Origin of the sequence: Pseudomonas sp. rhizo66, from assembly GCF_031931925.1 — a bacterium.
Lineage (GTDB): Bacteria > Pseudomonadota > Gammaproteobacteria > Pseudomonadales > Pseudomonadaceae > Aquipseudomonas.
Map to the genome: position 1 here is coordinate 55129 of NZ_JAUJWZ010000012.1, position 23123 is coordinate 78251.

Annotated in this window: 26 protein-coding genes; 15 read left to right on the forward strand and 11 right to left on the reverse strand. The window is 59.0% G+C overall.

Features of this window, described 5'->3' with window-relative positions; translation table 11 throughout:
* Window positions 1-100 precede the first annotated feature (100 nt).
* Complete coding sequence (locus tag QZR14_RS15670) at window positions 101-475, forward strand: DUF2784 domain-containing protein (RefSeq protein WP_250606711.1); 375 nt, start codon at window positions 101-103, stop codon at window positions 473-475.
* Here QZR14_RS15670 and QZR14_RS15675 read toward each other — a convergent pair whose 3' ends face one another.
* Window positions 476-1000: a DUF3087 domain-containing protein gene (locus QZR14_RS15675; RefSeq protein ID WP_311997044.1), complete on the reverse strand. Its 525-nt coding sequence runs from the start codon at window positions 998-1000 to the stop codon at window positions 476-478.
* A gap of 223 nt (window positions 1001-1223) precedes the next feature.
* Here QZR14_RS15675 and ppnN point away from each other — a divergent pair, with 223 nt between their 5' ends.
* Window positions 1224-2597 (forward strand): nucleotide 5'-monophosphate nucleosidase PpnN, encoded by a 1374-nt coding sequence (ppnN, locus tag QZR14_RS15680; RefSeq protein WP_034152412.1) that lies wholly within the window; start codon window positions 1224-1226, stop codon window positions 2595-2597.
* A 58-nt stretch (window positions 2598-2655) separates the two neighbouring features.
* On the opposite strand, the gene QZR14_RS15685 is transcribed toward ppnN, so the two are convergent.
* Window positions 2656-3627 carry a terpene synthase family protein gene (locus QZR14_RS15685; RefSeq protein ID WP_311997045.1) on the reverse strand — a complete coding sequence of 324 codons (972 nt, stop codon included), beginning with the start codon at window positions 3625-3627 and terminating at the stop codon, window positions 2656-2658.
* 346 nt (window positions 3628-3973) lie between these two features.
* Here QZR14_RS15685 and QZR14_RS15690 point away from each other — a divergent pair, with 346 nt between their 5' ends.
* Entirely contained in the window at window positions 3974-4915 is a 942-nt protein-coding gene (locus QZR14_RS15690) for a polyprenyl synthetase family protein (RefSeq protein ID WP_311997046.1), read from the forward strand.
* 54 nt (window positions 4916-4969) lie between these two features.
* Here the strand turns inward: QZR14_RS15690 and QZR14_RS15695 are convergent, their stop codons facing one another.
* Window positions 4970-6370 carry an FAD/NAD(P)-binding protein gene (locus QZR14_RS15695; protein WP_311997047.1) on the reverse strand — a complete coding sequence of 467 codons (1401 nt, stop codon included), beginning with the start codon at window positions 6368-6370 and terminating at the stop codon, window positions 4970-4972.
* A complete protein-coding gene (locus tag QZR14_RS15700) occupies window positions 6371-6934 on the reverse strand; it encodes a helix-turn-helix domain-containing protein (RefSeq protein WP_250606717.1) in 564 nt (187 codons plus the stop codon).
* Window positions 6935-7019: 85 nt separating this feature from the next.
* Between QZR14_RS15700 and QZR14_RS15705 the strand changes: the two genes are divergently transcribed.
* The 7 genes from QZR14_RS15705 to QZR14_RS15735 all read left to right on the forward strand — a co-directional run bounded on the left by QZR14_RS15705 (window position 7020) and on the right by QZR14_RS15735 (window position 14260).
* The gene (locus QZR14_RS15705; RefSeq protein WP_250606718.1) at window positions 7020-7955 is read left to right on the forward strand and encodes a DMT family transporter; all 936 of its coding nucleotides are present in this window, start codon (window positions 7020-7022) and stop codon (window positions 7953-7955) included.
* 247 nt (window positions 7956-8202) lie between these two features.
* Window positions 8203-11121, forward strand: coding sequence for a monovalent cation/H+ antiporter subunit A (locus tag QZR14_RS15710; protein WP_311997048.1), 2919 nt, complete (start codon window positions 8203-8205; stop codon window positions 11119-11121).
* Entirely contained in the window at window positions 11121-11465 is a 345-nt protein-coding gene (locus QZR14_RS15715; RefSeq protein WP_007910763.1) for a Na+/H+ antiporter subunit C, read from the forward strand. Before QZR14_RS15710 ends, QZR14_RS15715 begins: the two co-directional genes overlap by 1 nt.
* The gene (locus tag QZR14_RS15720; RefSeq protein WP_250606720.1) at window positions 11462-13141 is read left to right on the forward strand and encodes a monovalent cation/H+ antiporter subunit D; all 1680 of its coding nucleotides are present in this window, start codon (window positions 11462-11464) and stop codon (window positions 13139-13141) included. The genes QZR14_RS15715 and QZR14_RS15720 overlap by 4 nt, the downstream gene beginning before the upstream one ends.
* Complete coding sequence (locus QZR14_RS15725) at window positions 13138-13626, forward strand: Na+/H+ antiporter subunit E (protein WP_311997049.1); 489 nt, start codon at window positions 13138-13140, stop codon at window positions 13624-13626. The genes QZR14_RS15720 and QZR14_RS15725 overlap by 4 nt, the downstream gene beginning before the upstream one ends.
* Window positions 13623-13901 carry a K+/H+ antiporter subunit F gene (locus tag QZR14_RS15730; protein WP_007910754.1) on the forward strand — a complete coding sequence of 93 codons (279 nt, stop codon included), beginning with the start codon at window positions 13623-13625 and terminating at the stop codon, window positions 13899-13901. The genes QZR14_RS15725 and QZR14_RS15730 overlap by 4 nt, the downstream gene beginning before the upstream one ends.
* On the forward strand, window positions 13898-14260 hold the full coding sequence (locus tag QZR14_RS15735) for a Na+/H+ antiporter subunit G (protein ID WP_007910752.1): 363 nt from the start codon (window positions 13898-13900) through the stop codon (window positions 14258-14260). The genes QZR14_RS15730 and QZR14_RS15735 overlap by 4 nt, the downstream gene beginning before the upstream one ends.
* Before the next feature lie 134 nt (window positions 14261-14394).
* On the opposite strand, the gene QZR14_RS15740 is transcribed toward QZR14_RS15735, so the two are convergent.
* The gene (locus QZR14_RS15740) at window positions 14395-14835 is read right to left on the reverse strand and encodes a DUF3995 domain-containing protein (protein WP_123374948.1); all 441 of its coding nucleotides are present in this window, start codon (window positions 14833-14835) and stop codon (window positions 14395-14397) included.
* Between the two features lie 94 nt (window positions 14836-14929).
* On the opposite strand from QZR14_RS15740, the gene QZR14_RS15745 reads away from it, so the two are divergent.
* Both QZR14_RS15745 and QZR14_RS15750 read left to right on the forward strand, forming a co-directional pair.
* Entirely contained in the window at window positions 14930-15319 is a 390-nt protein-coding gene (locus tag QZR14_RS15745; protein ID WP_250606722.1) for a DUF2946 domain-containing protein, read from the forward strand.
* 92 nt (window positions 15320-15411) lie between these two features.
* A complete protein-coding gene (locus tag QZR14_RS15750) occupies window positions 15412-17544 on the forward strand; it encodes a TonB-dependent receptor (protein ID WP_311997050.1) in 2133 nt (710 codons plus the stop codon).
* Between the two features lie 115 nt (window positions 17545-17659).
* Here QZR14_RS15750 and QZR14_RS15755 read toward each other — a convergent pair whose 3' ends face one another.
* From QZR14_RS15755 to QZR14_RS15765, 3 genes are all read right to left on the reverse strand, one after another.
* On the reverse strand, window positions 17660-18676 hold the full coding sequence (locus QZR14_RS15755) for an ABC transporter substrate-binding protein (RefSeq protein ID WP_311997051.1): 1017 nt from the start codon (window positions 18674-18676) through the stop codon (window positions 17660-17662).
* Window positions 18677-18802: 126 nt separating this feature from the next.
* Window positions 18803-19000 carry a hypothetical protein gene (locus tag QZR14_RS15760; RefSeq protein ID WP_250606725.1) on the reverse strand — a complete coding sequence of 66 codons (198 nt, stop codon included), beginning with the start codon at window positions 18998-19000 and terminating at the stop codon, window positions 18803-18805.
* The gene (locus QZR14_RS15765; protein WP_250606873.1) at window positions 18997-19446 is read right to left on the reverse strand and encodes a hypothetical protein; all 450 of its coding nucleotides are present in this window, start codon (window positions 19444-19446) and stop codon (window positions 18997-18999) included. Before QZR14_RS15765 ends, QZR14_RS15760 begins: the two co-directional genes overlap by 4 nt.
* Here QZR14_RS15765 and QZR14_RS15770 point away from each other — a divergent pair.
* The 3 genes from QZR14_RS15770 to QZR14_RS15780 all read left to right on the forward strand — a co-directional run bounded on the left by QZR14_RS15770 (window position 19441) and on the right by QZR14_RS15780 (window position 20403).
* Entirely contained in the window at window positions 19441-19764 is a 324-nt protein-coding gene (locus QZR14_RS15770; protein ID WP_311997052.1) for a hypothetical protein, read from the forward strand. The genes QZR14_RS15765 and QZR14_RS15770 overlap by 6 nt on opposite strands.
* A 102-nt stretch (window positions 19765-19866) precedes the next feature.
* A complete protein-coding gene (locus tag QZR14_RS15775; RefSeq protein ID WP_250606726.1) occupies window positions 19867-20118 on the forward strand; it encodes a hypothetical protein in 252 nt (83 codons plus the stop codon).
* Window positions 20119-20166: 48 nt separating this feature from the next.
* Window positions 20167-20403 (forward strand): DUF2789 family protein, encoded by a 237-nt coding sequence (locus QZR14_RS15780; protein WP_250606727.1) that lies wholly within the window; start codon window positions 20167-20169, stop codon window positions 20401-20403.
* Between the two features lie 7 nt (window positions 20404-20410).
* Here the strand turns inward: QZR14_RS15780 and QZR14_RS15785 are convergent, their stop codons facing one another.
* The 3 genes from QZR14_RS15785 to QZR14_RS15795 form a co-directional block, all read right to left on the reverse strand.
* Window positions 20411-20614, reverse strand: a complete 204-nt coding sequence (locus QZR14_RS15785) for a hypothetical protein (RefSeq protein ID WP_250606728.1) — start codon at window positions 20612-20614, stop codon at window positions 20411-20413.
* A 111-nt stretch (window positions 20615-20725) separates the two neighbouring features.
* Entirely contained in the window at window positions 20726-22330 is a 1605-nt protein-coding gene (locus QZR14_RS15790) for a methyl-accepting chemotaxis protein (RefSeq protein WP_311997053.1), read from the reverse strand.
* A 228-nt stretch (window positions 22331-22558) separates the two neighbouring features.
* Window positions 22559-22963 carry a TraR/DksA family transcriptional regulator gene (locus tag QZR14_RS15795; RefSeq protein ID WP_003225981.1) on the reverse strand — a complete coding sequence of 135 codons (405 nt, stop codon included), beginning with the start codon at window positions 22961-22963 and terminating at the stop codon, window positions 22559-22561.
* Window positions 22964-23123 lie beyond the last annotated feature (160 nt).

The window sequence follows — 23123 nt, forward strand, 5'->3', positions numbered from 1 at the left end:
CCGGCTTGAACAATCTTGCGCAATTGCGCCAAATCGCGCCGACTGTGGACAGCCAACGGCGTACCATGTGAGCCATTCACAATCGCGTCAGGGAGACGACATGCTGTACCGAATCGCAGCCGACGGGCTGGTGCTGTTTCATTTGTCCTTCATTCTGTTTGTGCTGTTTGGCGGGCTGCTGGTGCTCAAATGGCCACGCTTGATGTGGCTGCATTTGCCGGCGGCCGCCTGGGGCGTGGCGGTCGAGGTGCTGCATCTGACCTGTCCGCTGACCTACTGGGAAAACCTCATGCGCCACGCCGCCGGGCAGACTGAATACGCCGGCGGCTTCATCGAGCATTACATCTGGCCGATCATCTACCCGGCCGGGCTAACCCCGCAGATTCAACTGGCGCTCGGCAGCGTGGTGCTGGCGGTCAACCTGCTGGTTTACGGTCGTTTAATCCGTTCGTGGAAAATGCGTCGAGCCGTGTAATCAACGCGAAGTCTTCAAGGTTTCCAGCCAGACCGGATCCAGGCGCGTCTGTTCGGTATCGAGTGCCAGCGCCTGCATCCGCTCCTTATGCGTTTCAACTTCTCGCCACAGTTGCCCGTGATCGCTGGAGTTGCCGTCCAGTTCGTGCATTTGCATCAATCCCAGATGGTAGAAGCGCAGAACCTTCATCGCCGTCGGATCGTTCTGTTCTACCGCCGCCGTTACCTGATGCATCACATTGGTGATGCTCATCAGGCTGCGCTTGAGCCGCCAGCTGTACACCGCTGGCGCCATCCAGCTCTGATTCCAGAAGCGCCCGCGCAGTAACGCTGCGGTCAGCAGAAATGCCACAAACACCCCGCCGACATTGAAGCGCAGGTTATCGCCACCCGGCTCGCCGAACAGCGCCACCGCTACGCTGGAAAACAGCATCGCCAGCACCAGGAACAGCACGGCGATGATGATCGTGCTGCGTCGCGTCTGCTGGCGAAAAGTGGCGGCATCCATCGGCTGAATCTCGAACATCACAAATGACTTCCTTGAGCGACAAAAGGGGTAACTGAAAAAACCGGCCGGCGCATTATCGCCTCTACCGCGGATTTAGCTATGCTGGGGCTCCTTTTCATCTTTTCAGCGTCCAACGGGGACATGGCGGTACAGCGCAGATCGTGCCATCTTCATTCATGGATACACACTATTCGGATGCCATCGCCTAGTCTTGAGATGACATCGTTTTAAGGATCATTGCATGACCCAACGACACGTAATCAATGCCTCGGTCAGCCCGAAAGGCAGCCTGGAAACCCTTTCTCAACGTGAAGTTCAGCAACTGAGCGAAGCCGGATCCGGCAGCACCTACACCCTCTTCCGCCAGTGCGCCCTGGCCATCCTCAACACCGGCGCCCATGTCGATAACGCGAAAACCATTCTGGAAGCTTACAAGGACTTCGAAATCCGCATTCACCAGCAAGATCGCGGCGTACGCCTGGAGCTGCTGAACGCTCCGGCCGACGCGTTCGTCGACGGCGAAATGATCGCCAGCACCCGCGAAATGTTGTTCAGCGCCCTGCGCGACATCGTCTACACCGAAAACGAACTCGACAGCCAACGCATCGACCTCAGCACCTCGCAAGGCATCAGTGACTACGTTTTCCACCTGCTGCGCAATGCGCGCACGTTGCGTCCGGGCGTCGAGCCGAAGATCGTCGTGTGCTGGGGCGGCCACTCAATCAACACCGAAGAATACAAATACACCAAGAAAGTCGGCCACGAACTGGGCCTGCGCAGCCTCGACATCTGCACCGGCTGCGGTCCAGGTGTGATGAAAGGCCCGATGAAAGGCGCAACCATCGCTCACGCCAAGCAACGCATTCACGGCGGGCGTTATCTGGGTTTGACCGAACCGGGCATCATCGCCGCCGAAGCACCGAACCCGATCGTCAACGAGCTGGTGATCCTGCCGGACATCGAGAAACGTCTGGAAGCCTTCGTCCGCGTTGGCCACGGCATCATCATTTTCCCGGGCGGCGCCGGTACGGCTGAGGAATTCCTCTACCTGCTGGGCATCCTGATGCACCCGGACAACAAAGGTCTGCCGTTCCCGGTGATCCTGACCGGGCCGAAACATGCCGCGCCGTATCTGGAGCAGCTTGACGCGTTCGTCACCGCGACCCTCGGTGAAGCGGCCAAGCAGCACTACGAGATCATCATCGACGACCCGGCCGAAGTGGCTCGGCAGATGACTCAGGGCCTGAAAGCCGTGAAGCAGTTCCGCCGCGAGCGCAACGACGCGTTCCACTTCAACTGGCTGTTGAAAATCGACGAGGGCTTCCAGCGCCCGTTCGATCCAACCCACGAAAACATGGCCAACCTCAAACTGCATCGCGACCAGCCACCGCACGAACTGGCGGCCAACCTGCGCCGGGCGTTCTCGGGCATCGTCGCCGGCAACGTCAAGGACAAGGGCATTCGTCTGATCGAAGAACACGGGCCGTACCAGATCCGTGGTGATGCGGCGATCATGCAACCGCTCGACGCACTGCTCAAAGCTTTCGTCGCCCAGCACCGGATGAAACTGCCGGGCGGCGCCGCGTATGTGCCGTGCTATCGCGTGGTGGCGTAATCCACAAGCATGAAGATCCGAAGATGATGCTTCGGGTCTTCATGACGGCTCGACCTACTCAATCTGGTTTGAAACGTATTTCCCGATAGCGCGGTACCGACAGATGCCAGCCGATGTTGCCAAGCCATTGCACTCTGAACGCCTCGGCGCATCGCAATGCTTGCTCGCGCACGTCGGTTTCACACCCAATTTGATCAAGCCCGTCGGGTAGTCGCGCCTGCAGTTCGAGAAACTGTCGCATCCACACCTCAATTCTCTGATTCACTTCAGCCGCTGCCTGATCCGGACTCAGTCCATGATGATGTCGAAGGTGAGTCAGGAGGTTGTAAACGTCCTCATCAGGATTAATTAAGATGCAGAACGACAGCACATCGTTGACTGCTTTCATTAAATTCAGTGATAGCCTGCGCAATTCCTGCCATAGCGAACAGTAATAAACCGTTGCGGGAAGATTTATCTGATGGGCAAAGTACGTAAACTCAAAGCACACCTGAAAACCTCCGGCATTGCGCCACACACTTTCATAATCGGCCAGTCCAGGCTGGGTTCCGCCGAGGCGATGCGTCGAAGCACTGACGCAGCAAAACAGATAGCTGCTGTATTGATCCAGTGTTCGTCGTACCCACTGCTCAGGCATTGACGCCCCCGCCCGACGAATAATGTCTCTCAATCCCCCAGGCAGTCCTGCGCACTGACCTGCGCCACGCTCGCTCGCAACTTCGTGCACTTGTCGCAACGCCCTTTCCAAAGCATCAGGAGAACAACTCAGATCTTCATCGGCCAAATCATCCTGACAACTGAACCACCCGGTCAGATCAGAGAGAACATTCAGCGTCTGCGCATTTGCATGGGGCCACATGAAGGCAGCGTATTTGCCTGGTAGATAAATATTCAACTGGTGTATCGCCCGTTCGGAATCTGTCAGCCCCAGACTTTCAAGCCAGGCACGCGTCTGTTGTTCGGCCTGATCGGCCATAGGACTGGGTGCAACATCAATCAATTGCAAGGCCGGTGGCAGTGAGTAACTCATGCGGCAACTCCATGATTATCGGGTGAAATATCCCGCAGCATGCTGAAGAAGACCGGAGTAAACATAACTTTACTTAGAGAACCAACATTGCTCCAGGCGCAGCGAACTCAGACAGTCACACCAACCTTAGTTCAGCAAAACAAGGTTTCAACTCTCCGCGCTACCGTCCATCGACTATCACGGCCAACCTGATATAGAACGCAATCGCGAAAACTCTATAATTAATAATTCCTAAAAAAGTCAAACACCCAACGATCTTCACGCTACTTTGTAGAGACGCTGATTGCGACACTCTGGCAAGTAGACAATGAAACGCAGCGCTGATTGACACGGGGAGTTATCTGTCATGTTCCGTTCAAACCCTCAGCAGCATTCGGCTGCCAAAAAAAGCTGGTTGGGTGCGTTCGAATATCAGGAGCAGCATGCGGGCAAGAAAGTCAGAACAGACCTGACACAGGCATTGGCCAGTGTATATCGACTTCCTTCCGACAAAACCCGAATAATTTGCGACTGTGTCGAACGCTTCAACACTGCCTCTCTGATACACGATGACATCATTGACCAGGACCGGATTCGTCGTGGAGCAGACTCCGTGTGGGTCAGATACGGAGTGGCCGCAGCGCTGATTTCAGGCATGTATGGTTACACTCAAGGGCTGAAATCACTCAGTGAATCAGGAAGCATGACATTGGTTCAAGCAGGCCTCGATAGCCTGGAGGAATTGCACAGCGGCCAGCAAATCGACACCTTGCTCAGCGAGGGAACGGACTTACCCACCATGGAGCAATACCGCTATGTTGCTCAACTGAATACCGGGTGTTTTTTCATATTCATCCTGAAAGCCTGTCAACAACTTAAGCCTCTGCCCGAACAATGTTACAGCTCTCTGAAATCAATGCTTCTTGAACTTTCCGTCTACTATCGTTTTATTAACGACTACTGCGACATCAATCACATCCCGCATTATGCAAAAAAAGGATTTGCGCCAGACCTTGAAGGAGGCCCCAAATCATTCCTGATGATTATTGCAAATCAGCCATTGCAGAAACGCAATAGAAACGAAATGCAGAAACGACAGATAATAATTAATTGGGGAAACGCTGATGTATTCTTCAAAGCTTTATCGATCATGGAAGGCAGCTATGCAAACCTGCTAGGCTTTTTCCAACTCGCACAGCAACAGTGCAATGAGCTGGATTTCAGTCAACTTGAGAGTTTTCTCAACGACCTGCACTTCCAACAAAATCCGGAGGATAATTTCTATGAATCCCTTCGGTTGAATACTTGAAAGAATCGTTTTTTCGAAAAAACCATCTCTCCGTGCACTGCAAGCAGAATCGCCTCAACCACGGCCCGACAGTCGCACAGCCAACGCTTTCGCCTGCAACGCCACATCCGTCACCGCCGTGCTCTCCCACCACATCCCGCGCAATGGCGGCCCCATGGCAAATAACCGGTCAGCCGCACATCCCTCGGCATCCAGCACCGCGCCATCCACCGCCGCTGCGATTCCCAACGCCAACGGTCCCGGTTGCACCAAACCGCGCGCCAGTACCTGCTGCGGCAACGGCCTTGCCACCCGGCGCCAGTCGTATTCGATACCAGTGGAGTTAATCAGTGCAGCGCCCTGCACCAGGCAAGTTTCAGACTCACCGCGATGTCGAATGCGAATGCCGACACCACCTCCCGGACTCGGCTCAAGCCCTTTGAAAGACGCCGCCTGAATACGCAACCGCCCTTCTGCATGCAACCGTTCAACCAGCGCCGCACTCAACGGCGGCGAACGGTGATGATGACTTTCCCACCACGGCCGTACATGCCGTACGAATTGTCGACGCTGCGTGTCAGTCGCCTGACTCCACAACCGGGCGATGTGCACGCGAACCGTGTCCAGCGGCGCCTGCCAATCGATGCCTTGTGCAATGGCTGCCTGGCATTGCCGACGCAATTCGCGCAACAGTTGTCGTGGCGTTCGAATGCTGTGATCGCTGCCAAGAAAATCCATCCAGGCCGGCGGTTGTCGGCGCACGTGGGGCAACAAGCCGTGCCGGGAAAACACTTCGATTGGCCCGCGATGCCCGGCCTGCTCCAGCGACACCACGGCATCGACCATGGTCAGGCCGGAGCCGATGATCAGCACCGTCGCTTGCGGGTCGAGTTGATGCATCGCCGCGACATCCCACGGATCGAGCGCGGCGGCGTTGAGGCCACTGGAGGTTTTCTGCGGGGTTCGCGCGGCCGGGAACATTCCGGTCGCCAGTACTGCGCGGCTTCCGCGCAATGACTGACCATCGCTCAACGTCAGCTGCACCGAATCGGCCTCGACTTGCAGGTCAACGACCTCAGCGCGAATGTGGTCAACGCATGAGCCATTTTGCGCCCCGACTCTGCGCGCTTCGGCCAGGCGCTGCCGCACATAGACCCCGAACAATCCACGCGGCGGAAACAGTTCGCTGACCGGCACATTCTGCTCGGCAGACTCCGGCCAGCCCCCAGCGGTAATGTGCTCGGTGAGCCATTGCGTCAGATCATCAGGATTGTCCGGATCGACGCTCATGCGCGCGGCGTTGCCGTTGAGCGTGTGACCCAACTCGACCGCGCTATAGGCCTCGCCGCGTCCCAGTTCCGCACGCGGCTCAATGATCAGGACCTTGCGCCGGCCAGGCAGACGCAACAATTGCACTGCCAGCATCGTACCGCTAAGCCCACCGCCGATAATCAAGATGTCTGCACACTGACTCATTCAAATCACCACGTTCCGAACAAACCGCGCCGGCACATCTCCGTCATTGCGATAGGAATGCGGCTGGTTGCTGGCAAACATGAAGAACTCGCCGGTGCCGATGCGCTGCGGCTGATCGCCGAGCATCAAGGTGAGGCAACCCTCAAACACGAAAATCTGCTCGCTCCAGCCATCGGCATCCGCTTGCGAGGGGTAGACCTCACCCGGTTGCAGACACCATTCCCACTGCTCGACTTCGCGGGTCGCGCTGGCTTTCGACAGCAATACCGCTTTGCTGCCGGGAATCACGCCGGCCCAGGCCAGCTCGTTGATGCGGCTCGGATCACGGGCATCGGGGGCCTGAATCAAGTCGCTGAAGGCAACGTCGAGCGCTTCGGCCACGCGATCAAGGGTGGTCAGGCTGACATTCTTTTCTCCCGCCTCGATCGCTACGAGCATGCGTCGACTGACTCCGGATTTTTCCGCCAGCGCGGTCTGGCTCAGGTCGGCGGCATGCCGCAGACGCCGGACGTTCTGGCTGACGTGTTGCAGGACGGAGGCCCGTTGCGTTGAATCTTTGTGCACTATATTGCTCACTCGGTGAGGTTGGGCAGTATACTGCGCAACGTTGGGCGCATTGTGCGGCCTCCTTTTTATAGTGCGCAAGGTCATGACGTCGCAGAACAGCTCCCCCACTCCCGTCCGCTTGTCCCGTTTCAGTAAAGCCGAGTGCGTGCTGGTGCTGATCACCATGATCTGGGGCGGCACGTTCCTGCTGGTGCAGCACGCGATGACCGTCAGCGGCCCGATGTTCTTCGTCGGCCTGCGCTTCGCCGCTGCGGCAGGCATCGTCGCGCTGTTCTCATGGCGTCATCTGCGTGAACTGACGCTCTTCGAATTGAAGGCGGGCGCTTTTATTGGCGTGGCGATCATGCTCGGTTACGGCTTGCAGACAGTCGGTTTGCAAACGATTCCGAGCAGTCAATCGGCGTTTATCACCGCGTTGTACGTGCCGTTTGTGCCGTTGCTGCAATGGCTGGTGTTGGGGCGACGGCCGGGACTGATGCCGAGCATCGGTATCATGTTGGCGTTTACCGGTTTGATGTTGTTGTCAGGGCCATCCGGCGCGGCACTGAATTTCAGTCCCGGTGAAATTGCCACGTTGATCAGTGCCATTGCCATAGCCGCCGAGATCATTCTGATCAGCACCTATGCCGGGCAAGTGGATGTGCGTCGGGTGACCGTCGTGCAACTGGCAACTACCTCCGTGCTGTCGTTTCTGCTGGTGGTCCCGACTGGGGAAATGATTCCCGACTTTTCCTGGACCCTGCTGGTGACCGCGCTGGGGTTGGGCGCGGCGAGTGCGGCGATTCAGGTGGCGATGAACTGGGCGCAGAAGAGTGTGTCGCCAACCCGGGCGACGTTGATCTATGCCGGCGAGCCGGTGTGGGCCGGGATTGTCGGGCGGATTGCCGGGGAGCGCTTGCCGGCGATCGCGCTGGTGGGCGCGGGGTTGATTGTGGCGGCGGTGATTGTCAGTGAGCTGAAGACCAAGGGGAAGGTTGCAGAAGCCGAAGCAGAGCTGGAGCAGGAAACCCAGGGTTAACCCGCATCACCTTCAGCGTCTGACCCAACGCTTTCGCGAGCAGGCTCGCTCCCACATTTTGAAATACATTCCAATGTGGGAGCGAGCCTGCTCGCGAAAGGGCCACCTGCCACAACATCGCTGCCCCTGAAACAATGCCAAACAGAAAATCCCAGACTACTTTGTAGGATTCTGAGACATCCTGGCGTTTGGTGATCGGGGAGCTGGCACGTATGATGCTTCACAAACTTCCGCAGATTAGAAGCCTATGTCCCTGATAGTTCTACTGCTTCTGCCATTCATTGGCAGCTGTCTGGCAGCGGTGCTGCCACACAATGCGCGTAATACCGAATCCCTGCTGGCAGGTCTGGTCGCTTTGATCGGCACCGTCCAGGTCGCGATGTTGTACCCGCAGATTGCCCATGGCGGCGTGATTCGCGAAGAATTCATGTGGCTGCCCAGCCTCGGTCTGAACTTCGTCCTGCGCATGGACGGCTTCGCCTGGCTGTTCTCGATGCTGGTACTCGGCATCGGCACGCTGGTTTCTCTGTATGCCCGTTATTACATGTCGCCGGACGATCCGGTGCCGCGTTTCTTCGCGTTTTTTCTGGCGTTCATGGGCGCCATGCTCGGTCTGGTCATCTCCGGCAACCTGATTCAGATCGTGTTTTTCTGGGAGCTGACCAGCCTCTTCTCGTTCCTGTTGATCGGTTACTGGCACCACCGCGCCGACGCCCGTCGCGGCGCTTATATGGCGTTGATGGTCACCGGTGCCGGCGGGTTATGCCTGCTGGCGGGGGTCATGATTCTCGGCCATGTCGTCGGCAGCTATGACCTCGACAAGGTCCTGGCCGCCGGCGACATGATTCGTGCACACGCCCTCTACCCTATTCTTTTACCCCTCATTCTTGTTGGCGCACTTAGCAAAAGTGCGCAGTTCCCCTTCCACTTCTGGCTGCCCCACGCAATGGCGGCGCCGACACCGGTTTCGGCTTATCTGCACTCGGCCACCATGGTCAAGGCCGGGGTATTCCTGCTTGCGCGGCTGTGGCCGTCGCTGTCCGGCAGTGAAGAATGGTTCTACATCGTCAGTGGGGCCGGCGCCTGTACGCTGTTGCTCGGCGCCTATTGCGCGATGTTCCAGAACGATCTCAAAGGTCTGCTCGCGTACTCGACCATCAGCCACCTCGGCCTGATCACCCTGCTGCTGGGTCTCAACAGTCCGCTGGCGGCAGTGGCGGCGGTGTTCCACATTCTCAACCATGCGACGTTCAAAGCCTCGCTGTTCATGGCCGCCGGCATCATCGACCACGAAAGCGGCACCCGTGACATCCGCAAACTCAGCGGCCTGATCAAACTGATTCCGTTCACCGCAACGCTGGCCATGGTGGCCAGTGCCTCGATGGCGGGTGTGCCGCTGCTTAACGGCTTCCTGTCGAAAGAAATGTTCTTCGCCGAAACCGTGTTCATCAATGCCACGGCGTGGGTCGAAGCAGCACTGCCGATTGTTGCGACCATCGCCGGTACATTCAGCGTTGCCTATTCCCTGCGTTTCACCGTCGATGTGTTCTTCGGCCCGCCGGCCACCGACCTGCCACACACCCCGCACGAACCGCCGCGCTGGATGCGTGCGCCGGTCGAGTTGCTGGTGTTCACTTGTTTGCTGGTGGGGATTTTCCCGGCGCAGATCGTCGGTCCACTGCTTGCGGCAGCGGCATTGCCAGTGGTTGGCGGCACGCTACCGGAATACAGCCTGGCAATCTGGCACGGCCTGAATGCGCCGATGATCATGAGCCTGATCGCCATGTCCGGCGGCATCATCGTCTATCTGTTGCTACGCAATCAGCTCAAGCGCGGGCGCTTCAAGTATCCGCCACTGGTGGGCCGCTTCAACGGCAAGCGCCTGTTCGAGCGCAGTCTGGTGGTGATGATGCGCCTGGCCCGACGCCTGGAGCGGCGACTCGGCACCAAGCGTCTGCAGATGCAATTGTTCCTGATGGTATTGGCGGCAGTGCTCGCCGGACTGATCCCGATGTTGCACAGCAGCCTGAGCTGGGGCGACCGGCCGAAGATTCCCGGCTCGATCGTCTTCGTGACCCTGTGGTTGCTGGCCATCGCCTGCGCCCTCGGCGCCGCGTGGCAGGCCAAATACCACCGTCTCGCCGCCCTGACCATGGTCAGCGTCTGCGGATTGATGACCTGCGTAACCTTCGTCTGGTTCTCCGCTCCCGATCTGGCCCTGACGCAACTGGCGGTCGAAGTCGTCACCACCGTGCTGATCCTGCTCGGTCTGCGTTGGCTGCCACGCCGTATCGAAGAAGTCTCGCCACTGCCAAGCAGCCTGCGCAAGGCACGCATTCGCCGTCTGCGCGACTTGCTGCTGTCGATTGCCGTCGGCGGCGGCATGGCGCTACTGTCCTACGCGATGCTGACGCGGCAAACGCCGAACGACATCTCCTCGTTCTACCTGAGCCGCGCCATGCCTGAGGGCGGCGGCAGCAACGTGGTCAACGTAATGCTGGTGGATTTCCGTGGCTTCGACACCCTTGGCGAAATCACCGTGCTGGTCGCGGTGGCGCTGACTGTGTTCGCCCTGCTGCGCCGCTTCCGCCCACCGAAAGAAAGCCTGCAACTGCCAGCCCAGCAACGCCTGCTGGCGCCGGACGTGGTCACCGATCTGGTCAACCCGCGTTCGGCCAGCGACACCGCGCTCGGCTTCATGATGGTGCCGGCAGTGCTGGTGCGCTTGTTGCTGCCGGTAGCGCTGGTGGTGTCGTGCTACCTGTTCATGCGCGGGCACAACCAACCGGGTGGCGGTTTCGTCGCCGGTCTGGTGATGTCGGTAGCGTTCATCCTGCAATACATGGTCGCCGGCACCCAGTGGGTCGAGGCGCAAATGAACCTGCGCCCATTGCGCTGGATGGGCACCGGTTTGCTGTTTGCGACCGCCACCGGCCTGGGCGCGATGCTGGTCGGTTATCCGTTCCTGACCACGCACACCTGGCATTTCACCTTGCCGCTGCTGGGTGACATCCATGTCGCCAGCGCGTTGTTCTTCGATATCGGCGTGTACGGTGTGGTGGTCGGTTCGACACTGTTGATCCTCACCGCCCTCGCCCACCAATCGGTGCGGGGTCACAAGACCGCATCGCTGCCCAAGTCCGTCGCCAGCAAAGGAGCCGTCTGATGGAAGAAGTCATCGCAATCGCCATCGGCGTGCTCGCCGCGTCGGGCGTCTGGCTAATCCTGCGGCCACGGACGTTCCAGGTGGTCATGGGCCTGTGCCTGCTGTCGTATGGCGTCAATCTGTTCATCTTCAGCATGGGCAGCCTGTTCATCGGCAAGGAGCCGGTGATCAAGGACGGCGTGACCCAGGATTTGCTGCATTACACCGACCCGCTGCCACAGGCATTGGTGCTGACCGCAATTGTCATCAGCTTCGCCATGACCGCGCTGTTCCTCGTCGTGTTGCTCGCCTCGCGCGGTTTGACCGGCACCGACCACGTTGACGGCCGGGAGCCTAAAGAATGATGGCGATGACTCACCTGATCGCCGCACCGATTCTGCTGCCGCTGCTGACTGCCGCGATCATGCTGATGCTCGGCGAACGGCACCGACCGCTCAAGGCGAAAATCAACCTGTTCTCCAGCCTCGTCGGCCTGTTCATTTCGGTGCTGTTGCTGCAGTGGACGCAAACCACCGGCGTGCCCGGGTCCATCGGCGTTTACCTGCCGGGCAACTGGCAGGCGCCGTTCGGCATCGTGCTGGTGGTCGATCGTCTGTCGGCACTGATGCTGGTGCTGACCGGGATCATCGGTGTCAGCGCCCTGCTGTTTGCCATGGCCCGTTGGGACGGCGCCGGTTCAAGCTTCCATGCGTTATTCCAGATTCAGTTGATGGGCCTGTATGGCGCATTCCTGACGGCGGACCTGTTCAACCTGTTCGTGTTCTTTGAAGTGTTGCTCGCCGCCTCTTATGGCCTGTTGTTGCATGGTTCGGGGCGGGCGCGGGTCTCGTCAGGGCTGCATTACATCTCGATCAACCTGCTCGCCTCGTCGTTGTTCCTGATTGGCGCGGCGCTGATCTATGGTGTCACCGGCACGCTGAACATGGCCGATCTGGCGCTGAAGATTCCGCTGGTGCCGGAAGCCGACCGTGGTTTGTTGCACGCCGGCGCGGGGATTCTCGCGGTAGCGTTCCTGGCCAAGGCCGGCATGTGGCCGCTGAACTTCTGGCTGGTGCCGGCCTATTCCTCGGCCAGTGCGCCGGTCGCGGCGATGTTCGCGATCATGACCAAGGTCGGCGTGTACACCTTGCTGCGCCTGTGGACGCTGCTGTTTTCCGGGCAGGCCGGAGCCTCGGCATTCTTTGGTGGCGACTGGCTGATCTACGGCGGCATGGCGACCATGGCCTGCGCCGCGCTGGCAGTTCTTGCCGCACAACGACTGGAGCGCATGGCCAGCCTGAGCATTCTGGTGTCGGCGGGAATTCTGCTGTCCGCCGTCGGTTTCGCCCAGCCGAACCTGATCGGCGCGGCGCTGTTCTATCTGGTCAGCTCGACCCTGGCGCTGAGTGCGCTGTTCCTGCTGGCCGAGTTGATCGAACGCTCGCGTTCGGCCAACGAGATCCCGCTCGAAGACGAAAGCGAACTGCTGCCGCGCCCGCAGGAGTCCCTGCAACCGCCCAAAGGCATCAACCTCGATGACGAGCAGAAAGCCGTGGTCGGTCAGGTCATCCCGTGGACCATGGCGTTCCTCGGTTTGAGCTTCATCGCCTGTGCACTGCTGATCATCGGCATGCCGCCGCTGTCAGGTTTTATCGGCAAACTCAGCCTGATCGGCGCCTTGCTCAATCCGCTGAGCCTGGGCACTGGCGCGCCAATATCCAACGCGGCGTGGGCGTTGCTGGCGCTGCTGATCCTCACCGGGCTGACGTCGTTGATGGCGTTCTCGCGCCTCGGCATCCAGCGCTTCTGGACACCTGAGGAGCGCCCTTCGCCGCTGCTGCGCAAACTCGAATGCGCACCGATCTTTCTGCTGCTGGGGCTGAGCATTGTTCTGACCTTCAAGGCTGAGCCGCTGCTGCGTTACACCCAGGCCACCGCCGAGGCGCTGAACAATCCGCAGCAATATGTGATGGCGGTGCTCGGCACTCGCGCCGTGCCAAGTCCGGAAGCCAAATCGGCCATGCTGGAGGTGCAGCCATGAAGCGAGTGTTTCCTGCACCGTTATTGTCGCTGGCGCTGTGTGCTTTGTGGCTGACCCTGAACCTGTCGATCAGCCCGGGCAATCTGCTGCTCGGCGCGATATTGGGTTTTGCAGCGCCATTGATGATGCGCAAGCTGCGCCCGAAACAAGTACGCATTCGCCGGCCGGGGACGATTCTGCGCCTGTTCCTGGTCGTCGGTCGTGACGTGGTGATGTCCAACCTGATCGTCGCGTGGGGCGTACTTAACGCCGCCCGCCGCCCTCCGCGCTCGGGCTTCGTCAAAGTCCCGCTGGACTTGCGCGATGCCCACGGCCTCGCAACGCTGGCGATGATCTGCACGGTGGTCCCCGGTACGGTGTGGTCAGAGCTGGCGCTGGACCGCAGCATTCTGTTGCTGCACGTCTGGGATCTGGATGACGAAGCGCAATTCATCGAGCACTTCAAGAGCACCTACGAGCGGCCGTTGATGGAGATCTTCGAATGAGCCCATTACTGTCGAACGCGATCCTGCTGACGCTGTTCCTGTTCTCGCTGGCCATGGTGCTGACCCTGGTGCGCCTGTTCAAAGGCCCATCGGCGCAGGATCGGGTCCTGGCGCTGGACTATCTGTACATCGTCGCCATGCTGATGATGCTGACCCTGGGCATTCGCTACTCCAGTGACACTTACTTCGAAGCGGCGCTGCTGATCGCGCTGTTCGGCTTCGTCGGCTCGTTTGCCCTGGCGAAATTCCTGCTGCGTGGCGAGGTGATCGAATGAATGCTGAATTGTCGCTATGGATCGAGATTCCGGTGGCGATCCTGCTGGTGCTCAGCGGCCTTTTTGCGCTGATCGGCGCGATCGGTTTGTTGCGCATGAAGGATTACTTCCAGCGCATGCACCCACCGGCGCTGGCTTCGACGCTGGGCGCCTGGTGTGTGGCGCTGGCGTCGATCATCTGCTTTTCGGCGCTGAAGTCCGGGCCGGTCATACATGCTTGGCTGATTCCGATTTTGCTGGCGATCACAGTGCCCGTGACTACCTTGTTGCTTGCGCGGGCAGCATTGTTCCGCAAGCGCATGGCCGGGGATGATGTGCCGGCAGAAGTCAGTAGCAGGCGGACTGAAAGCGGTAGCTAGTCCAGCGCTTTCGGTGTCTGGACTGGCCCTTTCGCGAGCAGGCTCGCTCCCACAGGAGAACGCATTCCAACTGTGGGAGCGAGCCTGCTCGCGAAAGCGACCTCAAGATCGCCTCAAAACCTGAAACCAAAACCTCAAACCCAAGCCACCGCCAACAACCCCGCCCCCAACACCGCACACAACGGCGAATACACCCAGGTGTCGAGCCGCGCAAACCGCGAATCCTTCACCTCCTTGAAGAACCCGACCAGATTCGAATCACCAATCGCCCGGGCGAACATCAACAGCGCAATCGCGCTGATCACCCATTGCAGCGCCTTGTGCGTCACCGCTGGCATTCCCCAGCCAACCCGCATGCACACCAACGCCGCAATCACCAGCAACGCCGCCGCCACGATCAACGTTAGCCATCCCGACGGGTTGAACGCCGGCCTCACCGTTGCGACAAAACCGCGCACGGGCACCTGCGGCACCACCACCGCAGCCGCCCACTGCCCACCCAGCGCCCAATACACGTGCATCAAGGCGATCACCGCGAACGTTGTCACCAGCCATTGAGCCAACACAAAGGTCATGGTTGAAATCCTTGGAAAGGGATTTGAACAAATCATCCTAGTCGCATTTTTTTCAAGTGCACGACCGATCAGCGGTACGGTAAAGTGCCGCCCCATGAAATTCTCCCGTTCCGATCGCTCACTGCTGGCCTGGATGCTCTATTGCTGCGTCCTGTTCAACGTGTTCGCCTGCAGCATCGGTCACGGACAAATGGTCGGCATGCAGCTCAACGGTATCGGCGGCCAGTTCTGTACCGTCGACCCGGCCACCCAAGCGCCGCTTGCCAGCAATCCCGGCGAAGAACAACTGCCCACCCTGTCCAAGGCATTTGGCTGCCCGCTGTGCTCGGTCGGCGGCGGCATGGGGCCGGCGTTCAACTCCAGCCTGACCCTGGCGATCCTGCCGGAACAACACAGCCCGCCACTGGCGCCCATCGTCAGCGCCGACCTCCCTGCCCGCTTCACCTGGCCTTCGGCCAACCCTCGCGCCCCACCGCTCGCCTGAGTGTCTCTGCCTTTTTGATTTGTCAGCCCACTGCGCCAACGCGCGGCGTTCGCCTGTGCGCTGACTCCTAGACAAGCATTCAGGATTCAATGATGAAACAACTCACTCTGCTGGCGAGCCTGTGCGGCTGCCTGTCCGTTAACGTCTGGGCGCAATCCACCGTGGATCTGGCGCCGATCACCATCGATGGCGAGTCCGGTGCCGAACCGGGCCTGAGCCTCGACCAATCCAGCGGCATGGCCTCGCGCCTCGGCTTGAGCGTGCGCGACACGCCGGCGTCGGTGGCCATCGCCAATCGCAATGACATCGAACGCCATGGCGCGCAGAACTTCCAGGACGCCGCCAACACCCTGCCCGGGGTCAACGCCAGCGCACCGCCGGGGTTCGGCGGGTTCGTTTCCTATCGCGGTTTCACCAGCAGCCAGATCACCCAGATGTTCAATGGCATCAACGTTTCCGGCGGCCTCGCGCGGCCGGTTGATTCGTGGATCTATGATCGGGTGGAACTGCTCGGTGGCCCGTCATCGCTGATCAACGGCGCAGGCTCGGTGGGCGGTTCGCTGAACTACGTGACCAAACTGGCCACCCGCGATGAGCAAGCGGTTGAAGGCCGGGTCAGCTACGGCACCTACGACACCAGCGAAACCGCATTCGGCCTCAACCACGCCCTCACCGACCCGAGCGCCGACGTGCAGCACTACGCGCGCCTCGACGTCAGTCACAACACCAGCAACGGTTACATCGACCGTCAGGAGCGCGATGCCTGGAGCGTGGCGTTCTCGCTGCTCAGCGACCTCACGCCCGACCTGTCGCACACGCTGGCCCTGGAATATCAGGACGAACACGAAGACAGTCCGTACTGGGGCACGCCCGTGCTCAATCCCAAGGCCGGAGAATTGAAGATCGATAAACACAATCGCTTCAACAACTACAACGTTGAGGACGGTCGCTACGAACAGCGGACGATCTGGGTTCGCTCGATCATCGACTACCGGATCAACGACAACACCACCCTGCGCAACACGCTGTATCACCTCGACAGCCAGCGCGATTACCGCAACCTCGAGACCTACCAGTACACCGCCGACAACACTGCGGTGAATCGCTCCACTGCGTATCAGGTGCGCCATCAGGGTGAGCAGAACGGCAACCAGTTCGAACTGCGTCACGACAACACACTGTTCGGCCTCGACACGACGTGGTCGGGGGGCTTCGAATACAAGGTCAACCAGACCACCAATTCGCCGCTGAACGTCAAAGGTGCGAGCACGGTGGACCCAAACAATTATCGTCCGGGGCATTTCTACGATATCCCCGGCACCAACCCCAAACTGATCAGCGACAAGACCAACGAGGTCACCACCAAGGCGTTGTTCGTAGAAAACCGTCTGGCGTTGACCGACAAACTGTCGCTGCTCACAGGTCTGCGTTACGACGATATCGACCTCGACGTGACCAACCATCGCACCGTCACCGCTGCCAACCCGAAACACCTCAAGCGCAGTTGGGAGCCGGTTACCGGTCGCGCCGGCCTGACGTACCAATTCATTCCATCGGCCAACGTTTACGTGCAATACAGCACCGCCGCCGAACAACCAAACGGCACACAGAACTTCGACGTCTCCACCGGCAAGCAATGGGAGATTGGCAGCAAATTTGATTATCTGAACGGGCGCGGCTCGGCGACGATTGCCGCCTACACCATCGAGCGAAAAGACTTCGCTGTGACCGATCCGCTGGACCCGACCAGCAGCATTCCGGTCGGTCAGCAGACGTCGAAAGGTGTAGAGATTGCCAGTTCTTTGCGGATCACCGACAAGCTGTTGGCCGAAGGCAACTTCGCCTGGGTCGATGCGCAATACGATGATTTCACCGAAAAGAATGCCGCCGGCGTGGTGGTGTCACGCAAGGGCAACACGCCGACCAACGTACCGGATCGGGTTGGCAATCTGTGGCTGACGTATGATTTTTCGCCGCAATGGCAAGGTGGGGTGGATGCACGGTATGTGGCGTCGGTGTATGCCGACACGGCCAACACCATGACGGTTCCGTCGTACACATTGTTCGGCAGTTTCCTCAGCTACAAGGTTGATTCGCACACCACCGTGACCGGGCGCGTGCGCAACCTGACCAATGAGGTGTATGCCGAGTTTGCGCATGTTTCGCCGGCGTATTACCTGGGTACACCGCGCACCTTCGAACTGGCGGTGCAGACGAAGTTTTAAAAGCATCGCGGGCAAGCCCGCTCCCACAGTGTTTGGTGTCGTACATAGAATTTGCATTCGACAACAATACCTGTGGGAGCGGGCTTGCCCGCGATGAGGCCGGGCGCTACAGCCTCTATTTCAGATCAGCGGAAACCTTCTCCGCCACATCCTTCGGCAACCAGGCTTGCCACACATCCGGGTGCGCCTTCATGAATGCCACCGCCGCGTCACGCGGCGCCGCGTGTTTCTCGCTCATGTCTGCCAACGCCTTGTTCAACGGTTCGATGGGAAAATCGACTTTGCTGAAGAACTCGGCAATCTGCGGATATTGCTTCTGGAACGGCGTAGACACACCAATCGACAGCTTCGACGCCAGCGACCGGGTTGGTTTTGGATTGGGATTATCGGCGTCGGTCAGGGTCTTCCACGCCTCGGCATCAAACGGCGGCTCTTCCAGCTGCACCAGTTTGAACTTGCCCAGCAGCGGTGTCGGTGACCAGTAGTAAAACAGCACAGGTTTGCCGCGACGAATCGAGGAGCTGATCTCAGCGTCCAGCGCCGCCCCCGAGCCACTGCGGAAATTGGTGTAGTCATCCTGCAGCCCGTAAGCCGTCAACTTCTGCTTGTTGACCACTTCCGAGGTCCAGCCAATCGGGCTGTTGAGGAAGCGTCCCTTGCTCGGGGCTTCCGGATCCTTGAACACGTCCTTGTACTTTTTCAGATCACTGACGCTGCGCAGATCCGGCGCCAGCGGCTTGATGCCCTTGGCCGGGTCGCCCTTGATCACGTACTCCGGCACCCACCAGCCCTCGGTAGCACCTTTGACGGTATCGCCCAGACTGACGACTTTGCCTTCCGCCTCGGCCTTGACCCACACCGGACTGCGCCCGGCCCACTCCTCGCCAATGACCTGAATGTCATTGTTGGCCAGGGCGGTTTCCAGCGTGATGGTGGTGCCAGGCAAGGTGTCGGTCGGCAAGCCATAGCCCTTCTCGACGATGATCCGCAGAACATCGGTAATCAGGCTGCCGCTTTCCCAGTTCAGATCGGCAAAGTGAATCGGCGCCTGGGCGGCCATCACCGATGGCGCTGACGTCAGCAAACCGAACGTCGCCACGCTGGCGGCCAATAACCGTCGAAATCCGTTCATGCATGCACCTCGTGCTGTTCACAGCAATGGCAGGATGGCCTGACAGAAGACCGCAAGCCTCTGAATACTCAGTCAACTGACTGTAGCCGAGGTTCCTGCTTTTTCCGGGCCATGCTGCGGACGAGGTTATGAATCAGACTTTTCCTGCAAGCTTTGCAGCTCGCGTCTGACCATGCTGGCGTATTCCGCGGGGCGCAACTGATAGATCTGCGCAGCCACCCAACTCAGCCATGCGCCCTGCAGTTCCGCCTTGGCGGCGAACAAACGCAAGGCTTCCTCGCGTGCAGTGTCGAGGTTCTGCGCATGGAAATCCGCGCGGTTCACTCGCTGGCCTTGAACGTCACCAGTTCGCCTTTGCGCCACTTGGCGGCTTTGGCGGTCACGGCTTTCAGGGTCTTGGTCAGGCCTTCTTGCAATTGCTCATGGGCGGCGAACACCGTCACCACGCTATGGCCTTCCTTGAACAGGATCGCGTGGCCGTCAGCGGTTTCGACGAAAGCGTAATCGCCCAGCCCATAGACCGTGAGTTTGATTTCGCGAAAACGGATATCCATCTTGCCGCCTTCGCGGCTAGGCAAGACCGATGCACTGAAATGATCGCCGACCTTGAGCTTGAGCCCCGGTTTGTCATCGACCACCAAGGCACTTTCGGTGTCGATCTCGGCCACGTAAATGCCTTCGGCGTTCTGCTCGGTGATGTAAACAAAACGCGACTGAAACAGCTTGACCAGCTTTGCACGCAAATCACCCAACACGAACAAAGCATGCATATCGAGATTACTGACTGCCAAAGAAACATCCCCACATCTGAAAAAACCGCACACGGAAAACGCGCACGGCAAAAAAACGGCCAGGCCGATGTCACTGCAAACAAATCAATAAAGCCCGAATCGAGCAGAGTGCTCATTCAACGCGAGGTTGGTAAGACTACTGGATTGTCACCCGGGAAACTCATCCCGATGTCGCCAAAACCTGAAGGAAAATTCCTCAGCGTCAGCAAGAGCAGTCTGACTACGAACTTTAGGGAAAATTCTCACGAAAAAAAGCACTTCTCCGACATATCGCTGGCGAAAAATTGCTTTAGATAAGCCCTGTCGTCAACAGGTACTGGCGATTCTAGAGCAGCGATGCTCATTCCGACTACCCGAAACGGCCGGTAAATCCCGGTCAACTGATGAAAAGGACTTCATATGTGCACTCGGACTCACTTTGCCATGGCCGTTGACGCCCGGATCGAATCGCCGCTGATACTGCGTGCCACCACGATCAACGACGATTATCCGCGTTTCCAGGTCGTACCCGCCGGCAACGCCTTTTTCCATATAAAGGAAACATCGACCGGGCGCGTAAGAGGTTTCCGCGAGGATCACAACGAAGCCTGCGCCCTCGCCCGCTCACTTGAGTCAAAGATCGAACTCCTGGCGAGCGGTTGCCTCAGATAAAGAGAGCGACCCACCGCGCCATACCGGCGCCTACCGAAGGAGTACACGATGGAACTTCCAGCCTACGATCTGAAAACCCTGTTCGATCAACTGGGGTTGCCTTCAGAAGGTACTGCAATCGACGATTTCATCGAGGCACATCCGCTGGATGCCAACACCAAACTGATTGACGCCGATTTCTGGACGCCACAACAGGCGCAATTGCTCAAGGAATGGCTAAGGGCCGATGGCGAAGAAGCGGTGATGGTCGATGAGCTGAATGTGCGCCTGCACGACGGCAAGTAATCAGAAGTCAGTGAAGGCTGTCACCCGGCTCGGCGTGCAACTGCGCGAGCCACGCAGCCTTGCACTCCTCGGCCTCGTCGCGACTGGCAAACGCAGTTCCGCGACGCTCGCCATTGAGCAAAACCACCCAGCACACGCTCCGCCCCAACGCGCGCAAACCGGCCGGCACGCCACTGCCGATCATCACAGCAACATCAACTCTGCACTGCATGCAGCCCCCGAAATCATTAGCAACCTAACTAAGCAGGCAGATTAATGGTTTCTTTCGAGCGGAAACAGCAAGCTCCGTGCACAGATTCATTGCACCGCAAGTAACAATCCCTCAGCGCGGTTTTTCCGGCTTATAGCCCAGACGCAATCCACCCCAGTGCCGCCCCTTGACCATGATCGGCACCGACAAGTCATGCATCAGCTCACCGGTGTCGCGAGTGTAGGTCTGCAATAACACCGGTTGTTGATGACTGCCGCAGCGAATGCCTGTGCGGTCGGCAAACTTGCGTTTGGTGCGATTGTTCACCGCATCGACCTGCGCATCACCAGTCAGCGGCTGACTGAAAAGCTGATTGTGCGTCGGCACATAACCTTGCTGCGTGCAGGCAATGGCGAACACCAGTCCCTCGTGACGCGGCAACAAAGGCTCCTGAATCGCCGGCAGCACCTGATCGGTGTAACGGTCGAAACGGGTTTGAAACTTCGCCGGTTGGGTATTCGGAATCGGCTGATACTGGCGATCGAACAGATCCTCGAGGCTTATCTTTCCCTGCTCGACATCCGCTTCGAAACGCGCGGCAATCTGGCTCGCCCCGTCGCGGGCCAGATCGTAGATGCGCTGGTGATAGTCATCCAGACCGACTTCGGCCAGACGCTCGCTGATGGTTTCCGCCTGCCCTTCCATTTGCACTGCGGCTTCGGCGAGGCGGCGGGTCTGTTGATCGCTGATCGCCAGGTCGCTACGCATCTGTTCGATGGCCTTGAACAGGCTGTCGAGTTGCTCGCGATTGGTTTCTGCACCCTGAGCGATTTCTCCGACCTGGCTTTCCACCCCGGCAGCCAGTCGCGCGATGTTCTCCAGATGTTGACCGGTATGTTCGACCTGCTCGACACCGGTCTGCAGATCGCTGGACAGTTCGCGAATCTGCTCCACGACCTGCGCCGTGCGTTGTTGTATATCAGCGACCATCTCACCGACTTCACCGGTCGCCGACGCTGTGCGCGCCGCCAACCCGCGCACCTCATCCGCCACCACGGCAAAACCGCGCCCATGCTCACCGGCCCGCGCCGCCTCGATCGCTGCGTTCAACGCGAGCAGATTGGTCTGGCTGGCAATCGACTGAATCACCAGGGTCACGCGCTGAATATCATCGCTGCGCAGGCTCAAGGCTTCGATCAATTCACGGCTGGCATTGGCGCGCTGACTGAGTTGGTGCATGCGCGCGATCGAGTCCACCAGTTCCGTGCGCCCCGCCGCGCTGCTGTGATGCGCCTCGCTGGCAGCGGCCAGCGCTTCACGGCTGAGCTGCGATGTGGCTTGTTCGGTGGCGATCATCACCTCGGCGTTGCTGACGATCTGCGCCGCCGCATCGAGTTGCGATTCGAGTTTGCTCGCCAGTTCCTTGACCGAAAACGCCACACCGGCCGCCGACAAGGCGTTATGACTGGTGGTGTAGGAAAGGTCTCGGGTCAACTCAGAAATGGCGCTGCCGCTGTCGGCAGGCTGAACATCGGGGATGGCGCGGGAGCGCAGGCGCGGCAGCCAGACAATCAGCACCGCCAGCGGCATGCCGATGTACAGCGACCATTCGACCAAGGACATACCGGCCAGCAACAACATCAGGGCGATGCTTTGCAGGGTCGGCGCGATCCAGCGGTTTTTCGGCAAAAGCACTGGTGCAGGCAAAGCCCCAACCAGAGATCCGTCTCTCGTCATATCAACACCCCACGCTTGTTCTCATTATTGTGACTGCATTAAACGCCACTACAACGCCATTATCCATGGTCCGTTAGTCGTGGGGTCTGTGGCAGGTCAATGGAACAGCTTGAGATTATGAAAGACGAGCAAAAACAAAGATCGCAGCCTTCAGCAACGCCCGTGTAGGAGTTGCCGAAGGCTGCGATCTTTTCAAGGCGCCCCTGTTGAAAGGGTCACCCCACAGAATCAGGCCTGACGCTGGTGCTTGTCGATCTGCTCGTGACGCTCTTGAGCTTCGATGCAGTACTTGGTGGTTGGGCTGATCAGCAGGCGCTTCAGGCCAATGGCCTCGCCGCTGTCGTCGCACCAGCCAAAGCTGTCTTCCTTGATGCGCTCAAGGGCTTGTTCCAGTTGCGGCAGCATGCGCTGGTCGCGATCGATCGCGTTCACCAGCCAAGTGCGCTCTTCTTCAACCGAAGCCGCGTCCGCCGGGTCAGCCGGGGTGTCCAGGCTTTCGATGGCGATACGATTTTGCTCAATGCGCTCGTGGGTTTCGACTTTCATGTTCTGCAACAGCTCAGTGAAGAAAGCGTGCTGCTCTGCATTCATGTAGTCATCTGCCGGCATGGCCAGCAACTTGTCCTTTGTCATTGATATCTCTATAAAAAAACGTGCATTAAGGCGAATTAGGGAGCGTTTCGGCGAACCGCGTGCGGTCGGCGAAAAGGCATCGTTTATTGCAAATGCCACCCGGCACTCAATTTACGAGGGGCGGCAGTCTAAGGCCCGATCGAGGCCTCAGCAACTGTAA